General features: G+C 50.2%; 14 protein-coding genes. 12 read left to right on the top strand and 2 right to left on the bottom strand.

Going from position 1 to position 17,426, the window contains the following annotated elements:
- The first annotated feature begins 112 nt into the window (after window positions 1–112).
- The 3 genes from BV910_RS08245 to BV910_RS08235 all read left to right on the top strand — a co-directional run bounded on the left by BV910_RS08245 (window position 113) and on the right by BV910_RS08235 (window position 3,078).
- The gene (locus BV910_RS08245; protein WP_078146989.1) at window positions 113–535 is read left to right on the top strand and encodes an SRPBCC family protein; all 423 of its coding nucleotides are present in this window, start codon (window positions 113–115) and stop codon (window positions 533–535) included.
- 133 nt (window positions 536–668) lie between these two features.
- Window positions 669–1,529: an SDR family NAD(P)-dependent oxidoreductase gene (locus tag BV910_RS08240; RefSeq protein ID WP_078146988.1), complete on the top strand. Its 861-nt coding sequence runs from the start codon at window positions 669–671 to the stop codon at window positions 1,527–1,529.
- Complete coding sequence (locus tag BV910_RS08235; RefSeq protein ID WP_078146987.1) at window positions 1,522–3,078, top strand: AMP-binding protein; 1,557 nt, start codon at window positions 1,522–1,524, stop codon at window positions 3,076–3,078. Before BV910_RS08240 ends, BV910_RS08235 begins: the two co-directional genes overlap by 8 nt.
- 422 nt (window positions 3,079–3,500) lie before the next feature.
- Here the strand turns inward: BV910_RS08235 and BV910_RS08230 are convergent, their stop codons facing one another.
- Window positions 3,501–4,121: a YesL family protein gene (locus BV910_RS08230; RefSeq protein WP_078146986.1), complete on the bottom strand. Its 621-nt coding sequence runs from the start codon at window positions 4,119–4,121 to the stop codon at window positions 3,501–3,503.
- A 27-nt stretch (window positions 4,122–4,148) separates the two neighbouring features.
- Window positions 4,149–5,273, bottom strand: coding sequence for a GntR family transcriptional regulator (locus BV910_RS08225; protein WP_031423568.1), 1,125 nt, complete (start codon window positions 5,271–5,273; stop codon window positions 4,149–4,151).
- Between the two features lie 367 nt (window positions 5,274–5,640).
- On the opposite strand from BV910_RS08225, the gene BV910_RS08220 reads away from it, so the two are divergent.
- From BV910_RS08220 to BV910_RS08180, 9 genes are all read left to right on the top strand, one after another.
- A complete protein-coding gene (locus BV910_RS08220) occupies window positions 5,641–6,990 on the top strand; it encodes an ABC transporter substrate-binding protein (protein WP_143404768.1) in 1,350 nt (449 codons plus the stop codon).
- A 68-nt stretch (window positions 6,991–7,058) separates the two neighbouring features.
- Window positions 7,059–7,955 carry a carbohydrate ABC transporter permease gene (locus BV910_RS08215; RefSeq protein WP_021066211.1) on the top strand — a complete coding sequence of 299 codons (897 nt, stop codon included), beginning with the start codon at window positions 7,059–7,061 and terminating at the stop codon, window positions 7,953–7,955.
- Window positions 7,956–8,027: 72 nt separating this feature from the next.
- Window positions 8,028–8,870 (top strand): carbohydrate ABC transporter permease, encoded by an 843-nt coding sequence (locus BV910_RS08210; RefSeq protein WP_031200025.1) that lies wholly within the window; start codon window positions 8,028–8,030, stop codon window positions 8,868–8,870.
- Window positions 8,871–8,938: 68 nt separating this feature from the next.
- Window positions 8,939–10,339: an arabinan endo-1,5-alpha-L-arabinosidase gene (locus BV910_RS08205; RefSeq protein WP_078146985.1), complete on the top strand. Its 1,401-nt coding sequence runs from the start codon at window positions 8,939–8,941 to the stop codon at window positions 10,337–10,339.
- A 16-nt stretch (window positions 10,340–10,355) separates the two neighbouring features.
- Window positions 10,356–11,666, top strand: coding sequence for an arabinan endo-1,5-alpha-L-arabinosidase (locus BV910_RS08200; RefSeq protein WP_078146984.1), 1,311 nt, complete (start codon window positions 10,356–10,358; stop codon window positions 11,664–11,666).
- Window positions 11,667–11,946: 280 nt separating this feature from the next.
- Entirely contained in the window at window positions 11,947–13,644 is a 1,698-nt protein-coding gene (gene araB / locus BV910_RS08195; protein ID WP_078146983.1) for a ribulokinase, read from the top strand.
- Window positions 13,638–14,336 (top strand): L-ribulose-5-phosphate 4-epimerase, encoded by a 699-nt coding sequence (gene araD / locus BV910_RS08190; protein ID WP_031423581.1) that lies wholly within the window; start codon window positions 13,638–13,640, stop codon window positions 14,334–14,336. The genes araB and araD overlap by 7 nt, the downstream gene beginning before the upstream one ends.
- Before the next feature lie 34 nt (window positions 14,337–14,370).
- Window positions 14,371–15,858: an L-arabinose isomerase gene (gene araA, locus BV910_RS08185; RefSeq protein WP_078146982.1), complete on the top strand. Its 1,488-nt coding sequence runs from the start codon at window positions 14,371–14,373 to the stop codon at window positions 15,856–15,858.
- 44 nt (window positions 15,859–15,902) lie between these two features.
- Entirely contained in the window at window positions 15,903–17,426 is a 1,524-nt protein-coding gene (locus BV910_RS08180) for an alpha-N-arabinofuranosidase (RefSeq protein ID WP_078146981.1), read from the top strand.

Below are 17,426 nucleotides of genomic sequence, written 5' to 3'. Positions count from 1 at the left end.
AGCAGGAGAAGATGTGATTGATAGGGAAGTAATCTCATATTGCGTTCGTCATATAGGACGGGCAGCGCATTCGTGATTGATCAAAAATTGTAGAATAAAGGGGAAACGAATCATGGAATCAAATGTCGTGACGATATCAACGCTCGTCGATGCACCAATCGACACGGTCTGGAAATTCTGGACAGAACCTGAACATATCAAACAATGGAATCATGCGTCTGACGATTGGCATACGATTGAGGCGGAGAACGACTTACGGGTCGGCGGGAAGTTTCGTAGTCGAATGGAAGCGAAAGATCAGAGCATGGGCTTTGATTTTGAAGGGGTATATGAGAAAGTTGAAGTAAATGAGCTCATTCAGTATCGCCTTGAGGATGAACGGAGAGTCAGAATTTCATTTACTTCTGAAGGGGATCAGACGAAAGTGGTCGAGGTGTTTGATGCGGAGTCGATGAATCCGGTTGAAATGCAACGACAAGGCTGGCAGGCGATTCTCGACAATTTCACTCGATATGCGAATGGGAAGAGTGTATAAAAGATAAACGGAAGGTTTGAACAGCAGGTCCTTTTCAATTAAAGTGGACGCTGCTGTTTGTCATGTATGACCAAATGATTGTCTAGGTTTTTTTAGCTTGAAGAGACGAATATAAATAAAAGGTGCTGGCAATATGTATGACTACACGTTACTAGAGAGACTCCTATTCCGATTTCCTTCCTTCGATCATCAGAAATTGAAATCAGCGTTAGAACGGAAAACGGTATTGATTACTGGAGCGAGCTCAGGAATCGGGCAGGCGTTCGCTTATTTACTAATGGATACAACCGCGCATCTGATTCTCGTTGCCCGTAGAGAAGCAGACATGAACGTCATGAAGTCTGAAATCGAGAAGGGATCAGCCACAGTGACCGTGTTCCCGGCAGATCTTCGAATTGAAGAGGAACGGAATGGTTTGCTGGCGTATCTCCATCAACTACCGGACGGATTGGATGTTCTCGTCAGCAATGCTGGAATCTCCATCAATCGTCCCATCACTGAGTCACTCGATCGATACCATGACTTCACTCGGACGATGGCAATCAATTATTTTGCTCCCGTACAATTGATTTTGTCGCTCATTCCGGTGCTCGAAAAGAAGAACGGGCAGATCGTCAATGTGTCGACCATCAATGTGTTACTTCATCCTTTTCCTCACTGGGCAGCCTATCAGGCATCAAAAGCCGCGTTCGATACGTGGTTTCGCTCCGCGGGTCCGGAACTCACAATCAAAAATATATCCACGACGGTTCTATATCTACCGCTAGTAAAAACTCCGATGATCAAACCGACGCTGGCTTATCAGCATTCACCTGCCATGTCACCGGTACATGTGGCAGAATTGATCGGACATGCCTTGTATACGAAAGGAACAGTATATAAGCCGTGGTGGTTGTTCCTCGGTCAAGTAGCATCACTTGTTTTCAGAAGACCGATCGACTGGATGGTCCCTGCATTCCTTAAGAGAAAGGAGCGTGACAATAAGAATGGTTAAGTTATTGAAAGTCTTGTCGCAGCTCCAGTTTCTATCACCATCGAATCTAGGCCGTCTGTTCGTCGCAATCCGTCAAAATGGAATCAACTTGATGCTTCTTTTTACATTGACTGAAAGAGCAGGGAGTCAAAAAACGGCTTTAGTGGATAGCCGAGAAACAGTGACGTATCTAGAGCTAAAGTCACGCTGTGAACACCTCGCTTATCATTTCGCTAATCAGTATGGGGTTAAAAAGGGACAAAAAGTTGCGTTTCTCTGTCACAACCACTCGTCTTTCGTACAAGGGATGTTTGCGGCTTCACGACTCGGTGCAGACATCTACATGCTTCATTCATCGATGAGTCAACTGCAGTTCAACCGACTCGTAGAAGAACAGCCATTCGATCTTTTGATTTACGATGATGAGTTTGAAAACTTAATTGAAAACTCGTCTTACGAACGTTCGACACTTGTCAGCTATCATGAGGAAAAGGTATCAATCAATAGTTTATCGGATTCGAAGCGACATAAAAAAGGAAAGCTTCCGGCCGCCTCGAGCGGGAAGATCGTGCTGTTGACCGGCGGTACTACCGGAAAACCGAAACAAGTGACTCATATACCATCCCTCTTTCACTTTCTGGCTCCATTCGCAGCTCTAATGAACCGATTGCAGTTGCCGTCATTCAACACTGCCTATATTGCCACCCCGATTTACCATGGCTACGGCATCGCCATCCTTTTATCTTTTCTGGCGCTAGGGAAACAGGTCGTCATTCAAGAGAGCTTTGATGTGCAGAGAGCCTGTGACCTCATTCGGCGACACAAGGTAGAAGTGGTCACGGTCGTCCCGCTCATGATCCACAAAATGTTACGACACGATCCAACATCACTTCATTCTCTCGCTTGTATCGCGTCCGGTGGTGCGAAGCTTCATCCCGTTTTAGTCCGTGAAGTCCATAACGAGTTGGGGAGCGTCTTATACAATCTCTATGGGACGTCGGAAGCGGGCTTGAATCTGATCGCCACACCAGAAGATTTACATTATGATGCGAACACGCTCGGGAGAAGGATTCCGGGAGGGGACTTAAAGGTAGTGAAAGATGGAGCGGAAGTCGAGCCAGGGGCCATCGGGGAATTTTGCATACGAAATAAGTGGTCCATGCAAAGCAGGAAGAACCGCTGGATTCAAACGGGTGATGTCGGATACCGGGATGAGAACGGCTATTATTTTTTGTGTGGACGAACAGACGACTTGATCATCTCGGCAGGAAACAATATTTATCCTGGGGAAGTCGAGACGGTTTTGCGCGACCATCCGAATGTCGAGGACGCCGCCGTCGTCGGGATAGAGGAGGTGTACGCCGGTCACATCTTGAAAGCATACGTACAGTTATATGATGAAAAATTGACAGAAGAAGAACTGGTGAGCTGGTTGCGCGAACGACTGACAACTTATCAGCTTCCACGAGAAATCGTGTTTGTGAAGGAGTTGCCTTATACAGCGGTTGGAAAATTGGATAGGAAACAACTTGAGGTGATCAAGTATGTTGAAGTGTGGAACTATAAGTAGCATATAAAGGAATGAAGAGACATACATAGTTTATTAGGGAGCACATTTTTCTAAAGCCTACTTATGAATACGAAGGGTTGCTTGTTGTAGTCTAATGAAATCAGCTTCTTTCAGTAATGAAGGACTGAACTATGTTTTCGAAAAGACTAAAGTGTCTCTTCGTTCTGATTCATTGTCATAATGCAAAATATAATGTAAGTCGCCAAAAACTGGAGTATCCTCAATAAAGTCATTAACGGAAAAGCCCAATTGCTTTGCCTCCTCACTAACTAAGAACTGTATTATTCATTTTGAATAGAACTTAAACAACCTAAAGAAGTGATTTGGTCATATTTATTGAAATTGACAGATGAGTAAACTATTCTTCTTAGACTCAAATAAAAAACCATCTACTTTGTTAAAGTAGATGGAAAAAATCAATATTACGTGGAGTCGATATCGATATGATTATTCGTTATAGTACGATTTAATTGATGGAGATATAGTTTCGTTTTTAGAAAAACGATGAACGAAAATCCGAACAACAAGTAGAGTGGTGACCGGTACGCGAGCATACCGAGTGCTGTGAATAACAAGAGCGCGAGCGCGACAATATAGCCGTATCGTATGATGCTGAATAACGCCAACTTCAAGGCATCCATCGTCTTCATATCGTAGTGCGTCAAAATCGGAAATAGGAATAACGACAGGGAGATGAAGACAAATCCAATCACGAACAGACCTGCGAAGAGAATCGTCTGCCCTGTATGGATTTGCCGAATGAGTAAAAAGTCGATCAATAAGACGAATACAAACAATGTCCAGGCTATACCGAGCTTATAATGACGGCGCACTCCTTCATTAAAGAAGCGGAAGTAGGCGCGGAACACGCTGTAATCTTGGTTGATCGACCATTGCCTTGTGACGGCATGTAAAGCGTACAAGGCCGGGAACAACGTGATGACAGGCAGAATGCTCAGTAAGAAGACCACGTTCAGTTGCACCAGGCTGGTGACAAATTCGAGCGCTTGGAATAGCTTGTTGTGTTCATGTTTTAAATTCATGAGGACCTCCAAGAAGTTAGCAGAGAATCAGCCTAATTTAGATTCGAGACGGTTATAGGGTGCAGTCGAGTTGCGGACGATCAATTCGGGTTCATACGTATGTGACGGTGGCATCTCTTTTTTCTCGACGGCCGCGATAATCCACTCGGCTGCGGCACGCCCCAATTCTTGCTTCGGGTGGATGATCGAAGTCAGTTTAACCTCTGTCGCGACGGCAAGCACCGAGTCGTCATATCCGACGAGTGAGACGTCTTGCGGGACAGAGAGGCGTAGATTTCTCAACTGGTCCAACACGTTAAGGGCGAGTTGGTCGTTATAACAGACAATTGCACTCGGCCGTTCGTCCGCGTTCTCAAACACTTGATGAATCACGTCATAAAAAGAGGGCACAAGTTCTTCTGTCGTATACGTTATAATTAATTCTGGCTCTAGGGGGAGATTGTATTCCCGGAACGCGCGTATAAAGCCGCGCATCCGATGGACCCCTTGAAGGTCATCTGTTTTGAAAAGTCCCATGATGCGCTCATGGCCAAGTTTGATGAGATGTTCGGCAGCCAAGAACCCACCCTTCTCGTCATCCATGATCAAATAAGGGGGCGTCAACTGCGAATAGTATTGGTTAATCATCAAATAAGGCGTATGCTGTTGTTCGAGTTCTAAATAATATTTGATGTTTGGATTATAGCTACTGCTCTTCGTCGGCTCGACGATTAACCCATCAATTTGACGATCTAACATCATCTCGAGGCATTGCCGTTCTTTCTCGACGTTGTTATCCGTACAAGATAAGGTCAATGTATATCCTTTTGAAGCCAAGTGAGATTCAATCCCCCGGATGATAGACGGGAAGATATAATCAGACATGTAGGTCGTGATGACACCGATGTTTTTACCGTTGCCTAAACGTTCAATCGCCTGGGGAGCCGAGGTCGGAAGGACCGGGGAGCAATACGTGCCCGAGCCTTGTTCACGGTAAAGATAACCTTCGTTCACTAGTTCTCCTACAGCTTGTCGAATCGTATGACGGCTCACTCCAAATGATTGGACCAATTCATTTTCAGAAGGAATTTTTTCACCTGGTCTTACCGTTCCATCTTTTATCCATTCAAGAATATGATCTTTAACCATATTGTACTTTGTGCGTTGTGCCATCTGGCGTCCCTGCTTTCTCTCGTGTACGTCGAACAACTCATACGTACAAGATATGATCTTACATATATATTAACAAACAAATGTCCTGTTTACTATGAATAAGCAAAAATAGCACCTGAATTTTCTATGAATATGTACGGATGAAATATAAAAATACATAAAAATCAAATTGACATGTCCGAACGTGTGTAATAGACTCAAATTGTACAGAAAACGCTTTCATTGCTAATTAAATTGGTTTCTTGGCTAGTGAATGTATAGTGTCGTGTGGGCTTCATTATACAGCTTGCTTTTTTATTTAATTCAACATGTACGTACATCTTCGTCATCTTTTGCACATGAATATATACTGATGGAGGAATTCACAATGAATCGTAAATCGAAAAAAATGTTTGCGTTAACGATGTCAGCCCTGATGACAACTTCTTTGGCGCTCGCCGGCTGTTCGGGAGACGAGGCAGGCGCTGACGGGAAAGTTGAATTGACATTTATGTTCCGTGGAAATCCAGAAGAGTTAAAAGCCTACCAAGCGACGGTGAAACGTTTTGAAGAAGCCAACAAAGACGTGAAAGTAACGATGGTCCAGACAGCCCCGGATCAGTACGATACAAAACTCAAATCGGCCATCGCAGGTCGCAAAATCCCAGACGTCTTCTTCTATAATCCTGCCCAAGTGAAAGCATACGTAAATTCGGGCGTGCTACTCGATATCACCGAAGCGGTTGAAACTTCAGAAGACGTCAAGTTGGACGACATTTGGGAGAAGGGTGTCGACAAATATCGTTTCGATGGGAAGACGCTCGGAGAAGGCGCGATTTACGGACTACCGAAAGACTTAGGTCCGTTCGCACTCGGCTACAACAAGACGATGTTCGAAGATGCGGGCATCCCGCTACCGGATAAAGACAAACCATATACATGGGATGAGTTCGTGGACGTAGCCAAACAGTTGACGAAAGACACGAACGGTGACGGGAAGATGGATCAGTACGGCACTGGCTTCAACGTAAACTGGGCCCTTCAACCGTTCGTCTGGAGTAATGGAGCGGACTGGATCAATGAAGGTGGTACGAAAGTGACAATCGATGATCCGAAGTTCATCGAAGCGTTGCAATTCTTCGTCGATCAACAGTTGAAACACGGGATCACACCGTCAATCGGCGAAACACAGACGCTCGACACGTACCAACGTTGGCTGAAAGGTCAGCTCGCCTTCTTCCCAGTCGGACCGTGGGATATGGCAGCATTTAAAGAACAGTTGAAATTCGAGTACGACTTACTTCCATGGCCAGCCGGTTCAACCGGTAAAGCGTCAGGATGGGTGGGGTCACTCGGGATCGGCGTCGGGGCGACGACGAAACATAAAGAAGAAGCGGCAGAGTTGGCGATGTACTTGTCTGCGGACCAAGAAGGGCAACAAGCGCTCGTAGACGCGCAAGTCCAATTGCCGAACAGTATGGAAATCGCAGACAACTGGGCAGCTGATACGTCAATCAAACCAGATAACAAACAAGAGTTCCTTGATTTAATCAACGATTATGGCCGCGGGTTCCCGGCTGAGAAAACATACACGGCAGAATGGTACGACGAGTTCTTCAAAAACATCCAGCCTGTCCTAGACGGTAAAACGTCGGTCGAAGACTATGTGAAGACGGCGCAGCCGAAGATGCAGAAATTGCTCGATGCGGCGATCGAACAAGAGAAACAGGCGAATTGATCAGAGAGTCGAAACGGGGTGGCGATGTTCGCCACCTGCGTCTCTGACGTTGAAAGGATGGAAGGATAATGAAGACAAAATCGATTTCCAAGTTATATCGAACTGAACAGCGGTACGCCTACCTGTTCGTTGCAGCACCGGTCATTGGGTTCTTCCTCTTCGCGTTCGTACCGTTGATGTATTCTGTTTACGGCGCTTTCACGAATTGGAACGGCCTCGGTCAAATGAAATTTATCGGGTTTGAGAACTTCGTTAACTTGTTCCAAGATGAATATTTTTATAAATCAATGTACAACACGCTCTTTATGATGATTGGGATCCCAATCGGAATCGTTCTCGCGCTGCTGCTTGCCCTCGCGTTGAATCGAAAGATTTTTGGGACGGACACGTTCCGCGTGATTTACTACATTCCCGTCATCTCGTCGATTGCTGCCGTCTCGATTTTGTGGCAATGGGCGTATAACGGGGACTACGGATTGGTCAACCAATTCCTGGCTTTGATCGGGATCGACGGGCCAAACTGGCTCCAAAACACCGATACCGTCAAACCCGCGCTCATCCTCATGGCGATTTGGAAAGGGCTCGGCTACACGATGCTCCTTTACTTGGCGGCGCTCCAAAGTGTCCCGAAATCATTTTATGAGGCAGCGAAACTCGATGGAGCCAACGCGTGGCAAAGCTTTTGGCATATCACGCTCCCGATGGTCAAACCGGTCACGTTCTTCATCATCGTGACGAACATCATCGGAGGAGCGCAAATCTTCACGGAAATCAACGTCATGACACCAACCGGGGGTCCTGAGTACTCGTCTGCCTCTGCGGTCTTCTACATTTGGCAAAAATCGTTCGGGAACTTCCAACTCGGTTACGCTTCGGCGATGGCGCTCGTCCTCGGGCTCTTCATTTTCATCGTCACGTTGCTCCAATTCCGGATGAATGAAAAATCATCGTTCGATCTTGATTGAGCGATTCGCGTATAGGAAAGGAGAATGACCATGCAATTAGCTCTCTCACGGAAAAAAGAGAACGTGGAAACGATGTCGGTGAAGAAGAAGGATCGGATCACGGATTTCTTCATCTTTATCTTCCTGTCCATCGGAGCGGTCGTTATGATTGCACCGCTACTTTGGATGGTGTCGACATCACTCAAATCAAAAGAGGATGTGTTCGCACTCCCGCCGGTATGGATCCCGACCGATATTTCGTTTAGCAAGTACACGGAAATTTGGAGCATGGGCCCGCTGTTGTCCGGGATATCGAACAGTTTGATCGTCGCGTTATCCGTCACAATCGTCGGAACGTTCACGTCGAGCTTGGCGGCGTTCGCCTTCGCGAAGTTGAACTTCAGAGGCAAGAATAAAATCTTCCTGCTCTTGTTCGCTTCTGTCATGATCCCTTACCCGGTGCTCATGATTCCCCAGTTCATGATGTTCTCGAGCATCGGCTGGGTGGATACGCTGTTACCGTTGATCGTGCCTGGACTGTTCGGGAATATTTTCATGATTTTCTTCTTGCGCCAATTTTTGAACAGCATCCCGAACTCGATTATCGAGGCGGCCAAGATTGATGGCTGCTCGTACTTCCAAATCTTCTATAAGATTATCTTCCCATTGATCAAGCCGGCCGTGGCCGCGCAATTGATTCTTTGGTTCATGGCAATCTGGAACGACTACCTCGGGCCGATTCTGTATTTGAACTCGCCGGAGAAGCAGACGCTTCAACTTGTCATCGCGAACTTTAACGCATCTTATGCAATTCAAAGTGATTATCCGTTAATCATGGCCGCGTCCGTCGTGGCGTTACTCCCGATGTTAATCGTCTTCATGATCTTCCAAAAACAGATCATCGAGTCGATTGCGATTTCTGGTGTGAAGGGCTGAGGTGTGACAAGACAGAGGCACCCGTCTTTTTTAGGCGGGTGCCTTTTTGATGGAGGAAGGAGATTGACATGAAAAAAATAATGGTCTGGATGGCGTTGCTCATTGTCGCGGTCGGAGGTGTTTTCTTCTGGCAGACGACGAGTGCGTCAATCGATGAGTCGGTACTCCCGAAAGCGCCGTTTGATCAAAAGGTGGAAGATGTGACGCCAGACGTGCTCAACAAAGAGAGCGAGTGGACGACGAACTTTACGCATGACGGGGCAATCTTTAAAGATGGTGACACGTACTACGTTTTCTCGACGGATTACATGGTGGGTGGTCCTCCGATGCCCGGTATTCAAATTCGTAAATCGACCGATCTCATTCACTGGGAGTTCGTGGGCCGTGTGTTCGATCAAGTGTCTGAAGAGGCGTTCGCTTGGACCGGTGGGAATACGTTCTGGGCCCCGGCGATCACAAAAATCGCGGATCGGTTCCACTTGTACTATTCCGTATCAGGGGTCGGGAGCCGCACGTCGTACATCGGGCTAGCGACCGCGTCAACGATCGAAGGGCCTTGGGAAGACGAGGGCGCCGTCGTGACGTCGAAAGACGGGAACGGGGGTGTCGCCAATGCGATTGACCCTCATGTGACGCAAGATGCGTCAGGCAAATGGTGGATGACGTATGGGTCGTACTTTGGTGGGATCTTTTTGACGGAGATTGATCCAGGCACTGGGAAGCGAGTGGACGAATCGTCAGAGGGGACGTTGCTCGCCAAACGGAAAGACATGTCGATGGGCATCGAAGGACCGGAAATCTTGTATAACGATGAGACAGGTTATTACTACTTGATGGTGTCGTATGGTTGGTTAGAAGATACGTACAACGTCCGGATCGGTCGCTCGAAGTCAATCGCGGGACCGTACGTCGACTCGCGTGGTCGCGACTTACGGGACGAATCGGATGAGTCATTTGATACGGGCGTGAAAATCGTGGGTTCGTATCGTTTCGAAGGAGATGACGGATACGTCGGGACCGGGCATTCGGCATTTTTACAAGACGGGACTGACACGTTCGTGTTGCATCAGGCGCGACCGAGTGAAGACATCTATTGGTCACAGTTGCACGTCCGAAAAGTGTATTGGACGAAAGACGGTTGGCCGGTCGTCTCGCCCGAGCGCTATGCAGGTGAAGGAGACGTCGAGGTCGACGACGCCCATCTGGTCGGGGACTGGGACGTCATCACATTCCCGCGGTTCGACGATGGACAGCAAGCCTCGAGCACGTTGACGTTGGAACGAGGCGGGAAGCTCGAAAACGGTGACGGGTCTTGGCGATTGAACGGCTCGGTCCTCGAGGTCGAAGTCAGGCAAGAGACGTATGAGACGCAAGTCGGAGCGGCTTGGGACTGGGAGAATTGGCAACCGACGATCATCTTCACGGGTCTGAGCGAGGACGGCACCGCCGTATGGGGCAAAAAACGATAAAAGGAGAAACGAGTACATGCAAAAGCTGAACGGTCCGAAACGAGAAGAACGTTATGTGTTAGAACGATTGACAGACGAAACGATGTGGGGCACACACAACGCCCACGATCCGGCGTCAATTAAAGTTGGGAATTGGTATTACGTGTTCTCGACGGACGCCGCCCACGGACATCACATCAACGGCGGGATTCAAGTGCGTCGCTCACTTGACTTGATCCATTGGGAATACGTTGGCTTGGCGCTTGAAGAACTTCCGCACGAGGCTGTGGACTGGACGGGGGCGCCAGGGCTTTGGGCGCCGGAAGTCGTGTTCATGGGTGGTCGCTATGTCATGTACTACGCGGCTTCACAATTTGGACAGACGCAGTCGTATATCGGTGTCGCCAGTGCGGAAACGATAGACGGGCCTTGGCAGGATCACGGGCTCGTCGTGAAGAGCGAGGCTGGGACATCGGGGCCGAATGCGATTGATCCGAATATCACGTTCGATGCGCAAGGAGAACCGTGGCTCGTCTACGGCAGCTTCTTCGGTGGGCTGTATGTGTTCCCGGTCGATCCGGAAACGGGGAAGAAACGCCCGAGAAGTGAGGAGACGTTGATTGCGAAACGTCACCAAAGCGTAGAAGGGGCAATCGAGGGACCGTATATCGTCTATCGGGAAGCGGATTGCCATTATTACTTGTTCGTCTCGTATGACTCCTTGTTCAAGGACTATCACATCCGTGTGGCCCGCTCGACTTCGATCACCGGACCGTACGTCGATTTTGATGGGAACGTCATGACCGACCTCGAGATCGACCCGCAACAAGTTGGCATGAAGATTCTAGGGGGCTATCGGTTCGGGGCCGGGGAAGGTTGGGTTGGTCCTGGTCATAACTCCGTCTTGCAGGACGGCGACAAGGATTATCTCGTCCATCACGTCAGAGGTGAGCAAGACCCGCACTGGCACGAACTGCATATCCGGAAAATCATCTGGACGGAATCGGGCTGGCCGCTCGTGTCTCCGCAACGATATGCCGGGGAAGAAGAGCGGTCCATCGAGATGGAAGAGCTCGTCGGGGAGTGGGAGTGGATCTACATGGACCGGACGAAACATGGCGTCCTGCCTTCGAGTAAGATTGAACTTCTAGGTGACGGGACGTTCGTGACAGAGGACGGCGAACGAGGGCGTTATGAGAAGCTGACGGATACGACCATCAAACTCTACGGTCCTGAAAGGATCACTTGGCATGTGTTACCGGGCTGGGACTGGGAAAATTGGCGAGAGACGCTCGTGTTCGCGGGATTGTCTGACCAAGGACACGTCTTTATCGGCAAACAACTGTAAATATCCGTACAACTTATCGCATTCTCTTTAAAGATGCGTGTCACAGTTTTTTCAGAACTAACGCAAAAATGTTCGAATAAAATACTGAAAACAGTTGATTAATTTAAAATAGTTGATACAATCAAGGTGTAAGTTATACGTACAACTTGATTGTATCTTTTTGTTTTCTGTACGAATCAGGCACGGTATTTGAATACTTGTACGGATGAAAAGATAGGAGTGCCCACACACTTTATTTTTTTCATCCTATATGTAAGCGCATTCTTTTAAAGGTAGGGTGATGAATATGGCCAACTATACAATCGGTGTCGACTACGGGACGCAATCAGGACGTGCGGTCCTCGTCGACGTAGCGACAGGCCGAGAAGTGGCGACCGCGGTCAAACCGTACACACATGGCGTCATGGATGAATATTTACCGGACGGGGTGACCCGTCTCGAGCATGATTGGGCACTCCAACATCCGCAAGACTATTTAGAAGTATTAGAACTTACGATCCCGGCCGTCGTGAAAGAGGCGGGGATCATGCCGGACCAAGTTGTTGGACTCGGCATCGATTTCACAGCCTGCACGATCTTACCGATTGACGAACACTTGAACCCGCTTTGTTTCCGTGAGGAGCATCAACAAAACCCGCACAGCTACGTGAAGCTTTGGAAGCACCACGCCGCGCAAGACGAGGCGGACGAGTTGAACCGCATCGCAGCGGAGCGGGGCGAAGACTTCTTGAAACGCTATGGCGGGAAAATCTCATCGGAGTGGATGATCCCGAAAGTGTGGCAAATCCTGAACGAAGCGCCGGCCATTTATGAAGCGGCGGACCAGATTCTAGAAGCGACGGATTGGATCGTCTCCCAGATGACAGGTCGCGTCGTTCGGAACAGTTGCACAGCTGGATATAAAGCCATTTGGAATAAACAAGACGGTTACCCGTCGAACGAATTCTTTAAAGCGCTCGACCCGCGGCTAGAGAACGTTGTCGAAGAGAAACTAACGCGCGACATCGCTCCAATCGGGTCCAAGGCGGGTGAACTGACAGAGGCGTTCGCCGCGCGAATCGGACTCCTTCCAGGCACGGCCGTCGCGGTCGCGAACGTCGACGCCCACGTGGCGGTACCGGCTGTCGGAATCGCCGAACCGGGCAAGATGCTGATGGTCATGGGCACATCGACGTGCCATATCCTACTAGGTGAAGACGAACAAGTCGTCCCAGGCATGTGCGGTGTCGTCGAAGACGGCGTCATCCCAGGATTGATGGGCTATGAAGCTGGCCAATCGTGTGTCGGGGACCATTTTGAATGGTTCACCGAGACGTGTGTCCCAGGACATTACGTCGAAGAGGCCGCCTTGAAAGGTATCGGCATCCATCAGTTGTTGACGGAGAAAGCAGCCCGGCAACGTGTCGGGGAGAGCGGTCTCATCGCCCTCGACTGGTGGAACGGGAACCGATCGACGCTCGTCGATACGAATTTGACGGGTGTCCTCCTCGGAGCGACATTGCTCACGAAACCAGAAGACATTTACCGGGCATTGATTGAAGCGACAGCGTATGGGACGCGGACGATTGTGGAAGCGTTCCGGAACAGCGGTGTCCCTGTGCATGAAGTATATGCGGCCGGCGGAATCGCCGAGAAGAACGCCCTCATGATGCAAATCTATGCGGACGTGTTGAACATGGAAATCAAAATCTCCGCCTCCTCGCAAACGCCTGCCCTCGGGTCGGCCATGTTCGGAGCGGTGGCGGCTGGTGCGGAGCGAGGCGGTTACGCCGCGATCACGGAAGCGGCAGCGAAGATGGGCCGTGTCAAAGAAGAGACGTACAAGCCGATCCCGGAAAACGTCGCAACATATGATGCTCTGTTCGCCGAATACACGAAACTATACGACTACTTCGGTCGCGGTGAAAACGATGTGATGAAACGCTTGAAAAAAATCAAAGCCGACGCGTCACGCGTTAAGGAGGAGCCGGTATGGTAAGCCGTCATTTGAAGGAAGCCGTGCTCGAAGCGAACTTGGCCCTCCCGCAACACGGCTTGGTCACGTTCACATGGGGCAACGTCAGTGGCATCGACCGGAACGCCGGATTGGTCGTCATCAAGCCGAGCGGTGTCCCTTACGAACGATTGACCGTGGAAGACATGGTCGTCGTCGATTTGGAAGGTAACGTCGTCGAAGGCGAGCTTCGTCCCTCATCAGACACACCGACCCATCTCGCGCTCTACCGGTCTCTCCCAGAGATTGGCGGGGTCGTGCATACCCATTCGCCATGGGCGACGAGCTGGGCACAGGCGAAGCGGGCGATTCCGGCGTTCGGAACGACACACGCCGATTACTTTTATGGAGAGATTCCGTGCACTCGAGAATTGACAGACGAAGAGATCGCAACGGCGTATGAGCTCGAGACCGGACACGTCATTTTAGAGACGCTCGACGAGTTAATGCTCGAAGCAGTCGCCGTTCCCGGCGTACTCGTGGCCAACCATGCACCGTTCTGCTGGGGCAAAGACGCGAATGAGGCGGTCCACAATGCGGTCGTCCTCGAAGAAGTCGCGAAGATGGGACTTCATGCCTTGAACTTGAACCCTGGCCTGACACCGATTAAACAGAGCATCTTAGATAAACACTATTTGCGAAAACATGGGGCGAACGCATACTACGGCCAAAAATGACCGGAACTTCGCCCTCACATTAGGGGGACTTTGGATGTTGACAGCAAAAACATATGAATTTTGGTTCGTGACAGGAAGCCAAATGCTTTACGGCGAAGACGTGCTTCGGAAAGTGGAGGATCATTCAAAAGAGATGGTGGCTGGACTTCATGCGGCCAACGTCTTCAGCGACCGGATCGTCTTCAAAGGTGTCGTCAAAAATGCAGAAGAGATCCGTCAGATGATGCTTCAGGCGAATGCGGACGACTCATGTGCAGGCGTGATTACCTGGATGCACACGTTCTCGCCATCGAAGATGTGGATCAGTGGCATGCGCGTCCTGCAAAAACCGTTGCTCCATTTCGGTACACAGTTCAACCGTGACATCCCTTGGGATGCAATCGATATGGACTTCATGAACTTGAACCAATCGGCGCACGGCGACCGGGAACACGGCTTTATCACGAGCCGGATGAACGTCAAACGCAAAGTGCTCGTCGGGCACTGGGAAGACGAGACGACGCGCGGCAAGATGGCGAGCTGGATGAAAGTCGCTCATGCGTTGGCCGAAAGCAAAGTGCTAAAAGTGGCTCGTTTCGGTGACAACATGCGCAACGTCGCCGTGACGGAAGGCGATAAAGTCGAAGCGCAGATTCGCCTCGGTTGGACGGTGGACGGATATGGTGTCGGTGATCTTGTCGCATATATGGACGCCGTGACCGACACAGATCTCGATGCGCTGATGGACGAATACGCGTCTCGTTACGAACTGACGAATAAAGGGATGGCGGAAGAGGAGTTCCTTGATTCGGTCCGTTACCAAGGCCAGATTGAACTCGGTATGAAAGCCTTCCTCGAGGCAGGCGGATATACCGCCTTCACGACGACGTTTGAAGACTTGCACGGCATGAAGCAGTTACCGGGTCTCGCCGTCCAACGCTTGATGGAGCAAGGCTATGGCTTTGCCGGAGAAGGTGACTGGAAAACGGCAGCATTGGTCCGTCTCATGAAAATCATGTCGAACAACGAGCGGACCTCGTTCATGGAAGATTACACGTACCACTTCGAGCCGGGCAACGAGATGGTGCTCGGCGCTCACATGTTGGAGATCTGTCCGACGATTGCGGCCGATCAACCAAGAATCGAAGTCCATCCGCTCGGTATCGGCGACCGGGAAGCACCGGCCCGGATCGTCTTTGAAGGACAGAGCGGCAAGGCGTTGAACGCGAGTATCATCGATCTCGGCCATCGCTTCCGTCTCCTCGTCAACACGGTCGAAGGCATTCAGCCGGAAGAGGCGATGCCGAACTTGCCGGTCGCACGCGTTCTTTGGAAAACAGAACCTTCGATGGCGCAAGCGGTCGAAAACTGGATTCAAGCCGGTGGGGCGCACCACACCTGCTATTCGTATGAAGTGACGACCGACCAACTACGGGACTTCGCGGAAATGCTCGACGTTGAAATCGCTGTCATCGATGCCAAGACGGAGACGGTCCAATTTAACAACGAACTACGTTGGAATGAACTTTACTATCGACCATAATCTAAAGGGCCACTTCGTTGGCCCTTCTTCATGGAGGAGATACAATGAACAACCAACTCATCAAACCGACGCACGTGACGACAGGGACGACACAACTCATCGTCAATGCCGACTTAACCAAAGGGACGATCAGCAAGCACATTTATGGTCATTTCGCCGAGCATTTAGGTCGTTGTATTTATGAAGGGCTCTGGGTCGGTCCTGAGTCGCCGATTCCAAACACGGATGGCATTCGCAACGACGTGCTCGCCGCCTTGAAGAAATTGAACATCCCGGTCCTCCGTTGGCCGGGCGGCTGTTTTGCCGACGAGTACCACTGGAAGGACGGGGTCGGTCCGAACGAGAACCGAAAACGGATGGTCAACACGCATTGGGGCGGGGTCGTCGAAAACAACCACTTCGGTACGCATGAATTCATGCGCCTCTGTGAGCTGCTCGAGTGTGAACCGTACATCTGTGGGAACGTCGGAAGCGGAACGGTGCAAGAAATGTCGGAATGGGTGGAGTACATGACGTTCGGTGGCGAGTCACCGATGTCGAACTGGCGACAAGAGAACGGCCGGACCGAGCCGTGGGAACTCACGTACTTTGGCGTCGGGAATGAGAACTGGGGCTGCGGCGGTAACATGCGCCCTGAATATTACGCGGACCTGTATCGCCGCTACCAGACGTACGTCCGCAACTACGACGGCAATAAACTCTATAAAATCGCCGGTGGGGCGAACATTGACGACTATAAATGGACAGAGGTCCTGATGCGGGAAGCAGGGACGATGATGGACGGGCTCAGCCTCCATTACTACACGATCCCAGGTGACTTCTGGTTGGGCAAAGGCTCGGCTCTCGATTTCACGGAGGACGAATGGTTCATCACGTTGAAGCGCGCCCTCCATATGGACGAGTTGATCACGAAACACGGCCAGATCATGGACCAGTATGACCCAGAAAAACGTGTCGGCTTGATCGTCGACGAGTGGGGCACGTGGTTCGATGTGGAGCCGGGGACGAACCCAGGTTTCTTGTATCAACAAAACTCGATTCGGGATGCACTCGTGGCTGCGGTCCACTTCAACATCTTCCATAACCATAACGACCGCGTTCATATGGCGAACATCGCTCAAATGGTCAACGTGTTGCAGGCGATGATTTTGACAGAAGGAGACCGATTCATCCTCACGCCGACATACCATGTGTTCGAGATGTACAGCGTCCACCAAGACGCCGAACGCGTCGAACTCGCCGCGCACACACGTAACTATGTGGCCAAAGATGAAGCCATCCCGGCCGTGAACGCCACCGCTTCGCGAAATGCGGAAGGTGTGCTAAACATCAGCCTCTGCCAACTCGACCACGAGCAAGGCGATACGGTCGAAATCGATTTACGGGGAATCGGCGCCATCTCTGTCGTGTCGGCCCGGATTTTAACGGCAGACCATTTGAACGCCCACAATACGTTCGAACAACCTGACCTCGTCTCACCACGGGACCATGACGTGACCGTCACGGAAGACGGCAAGCTCGTCCTCGACGTGCCAGCGATGAGCGTCATCACCATCGCGGTCCGCTGA

It is taken from the genome of Exiguobacterium sp. HVEsp1, from assembly GCF_002009685.1.
GTDB lineage: Bacteria > Bacillota > Bacilli > Exiguobacteriales > Exiguobacteriaceae > Exiguobacterium > Exiguobacterium profundum.
This window is presented reverse-complemented; position numbering and strand designations above follow the sequence as displayed.

Excerpts from the sequence above, each read along its gene's own strand:
- BV910_RS08230 (WP_078146986.1), bottom strand. The coding sequence starts at position 4,121 with ATGAATTTAAAACATGAACACAACAAGCTATTCCAAGCGCTCGAATTT.
- araB (WP_078146983.1), top strand. The coding sequence starts at position 11,947 with ATGAATATGGCCAACTATACAATCGGTGTCGACTACGGGACGCAATCA.
- BV910_RS08205 (WP_078146985.1), top strand. The coding sequence starts at position 8,939 with ATGAAAAAAATAATGGTCTGGATGGCGTTGCTCATTGTCGCGGTCGGA.
- BV910_RS08235 (WP_078146987.1), top strand. The coding sequence starts at position 1,522 with ATGGTTAAGTTATTGAAAGTCTTGTCGCAGCTCCAGTTTCTATCACCA.
- BV910_RS08210 (WP_031200025.1), top strand. The coding sequence starts at position 8,028 with ATGTCGGTGAAGAAGAAGGATCGGATCACGGATTTCTTCATCTTTATC.
- BV910_RS08180 (WP_078146981.1), top strand. The coding sequence starts at position 15,903 with ATGAACAACCAACTCATCAAACCGACGCACGTGACGACAGGGACGACA.
- BV910_RS08225 (WP_031423568.1), bottom strand. The coding sequence starts at position 5,273 with ATGGCACAACGCACAAAGTACAATATGGTTAAAGATCATATTCTTGAA.
- BV910_RS08245 (WP_078146989.1), top strand. The coding sequence starts at position 113 with ATGGAATCAAATGTCGTGACGATATCAACGCTCGTCGATGCACCAATC.
- araA (WP_078146982.1), top strand. The coding sequence starts at position 14,371 with ATGTTGACAGCAAAAACATATGAATTTTGGTTCGTGACAGGAAGCCAA.
- BV910_RS08220 (WP_143404768.1), top strand. The coding sequence starts at position 5,641 with ATGAATCGTAAATCGAAAAAAATGTTTGCGTTAACGATGTCAGCCCTG.
- BV910_RS08215 (WP_021066211.1), top strand. The coding sequence starts at position 7,059 with ATGAAGACAAAATCGATTTCCAAGTTATATCGAACTGAACAGCGGTAC.
- BV910_RS08200 (WP_078146984.1), top strand. The coding sequence starts at position 10,356 with ATGCAAAAGCTGAACGGTCCGAAACGAGAAGAACGTTATGTGTTAGAA.
- BV910_RS08240 (WP_078146988.1), top strand. The coding sequence starts at position 669 with ATGTATGACTACACGTTACTAGAGAGACTCCTATTCCGATTTCCTTCC.
- araD (WP_031423581.1), top strand. The coding sequence starts at position 13,638 with ATGGTAAGCCGTCATTTGAAGGAAGCCGTGCTCGAAGCGAACTTGGCC.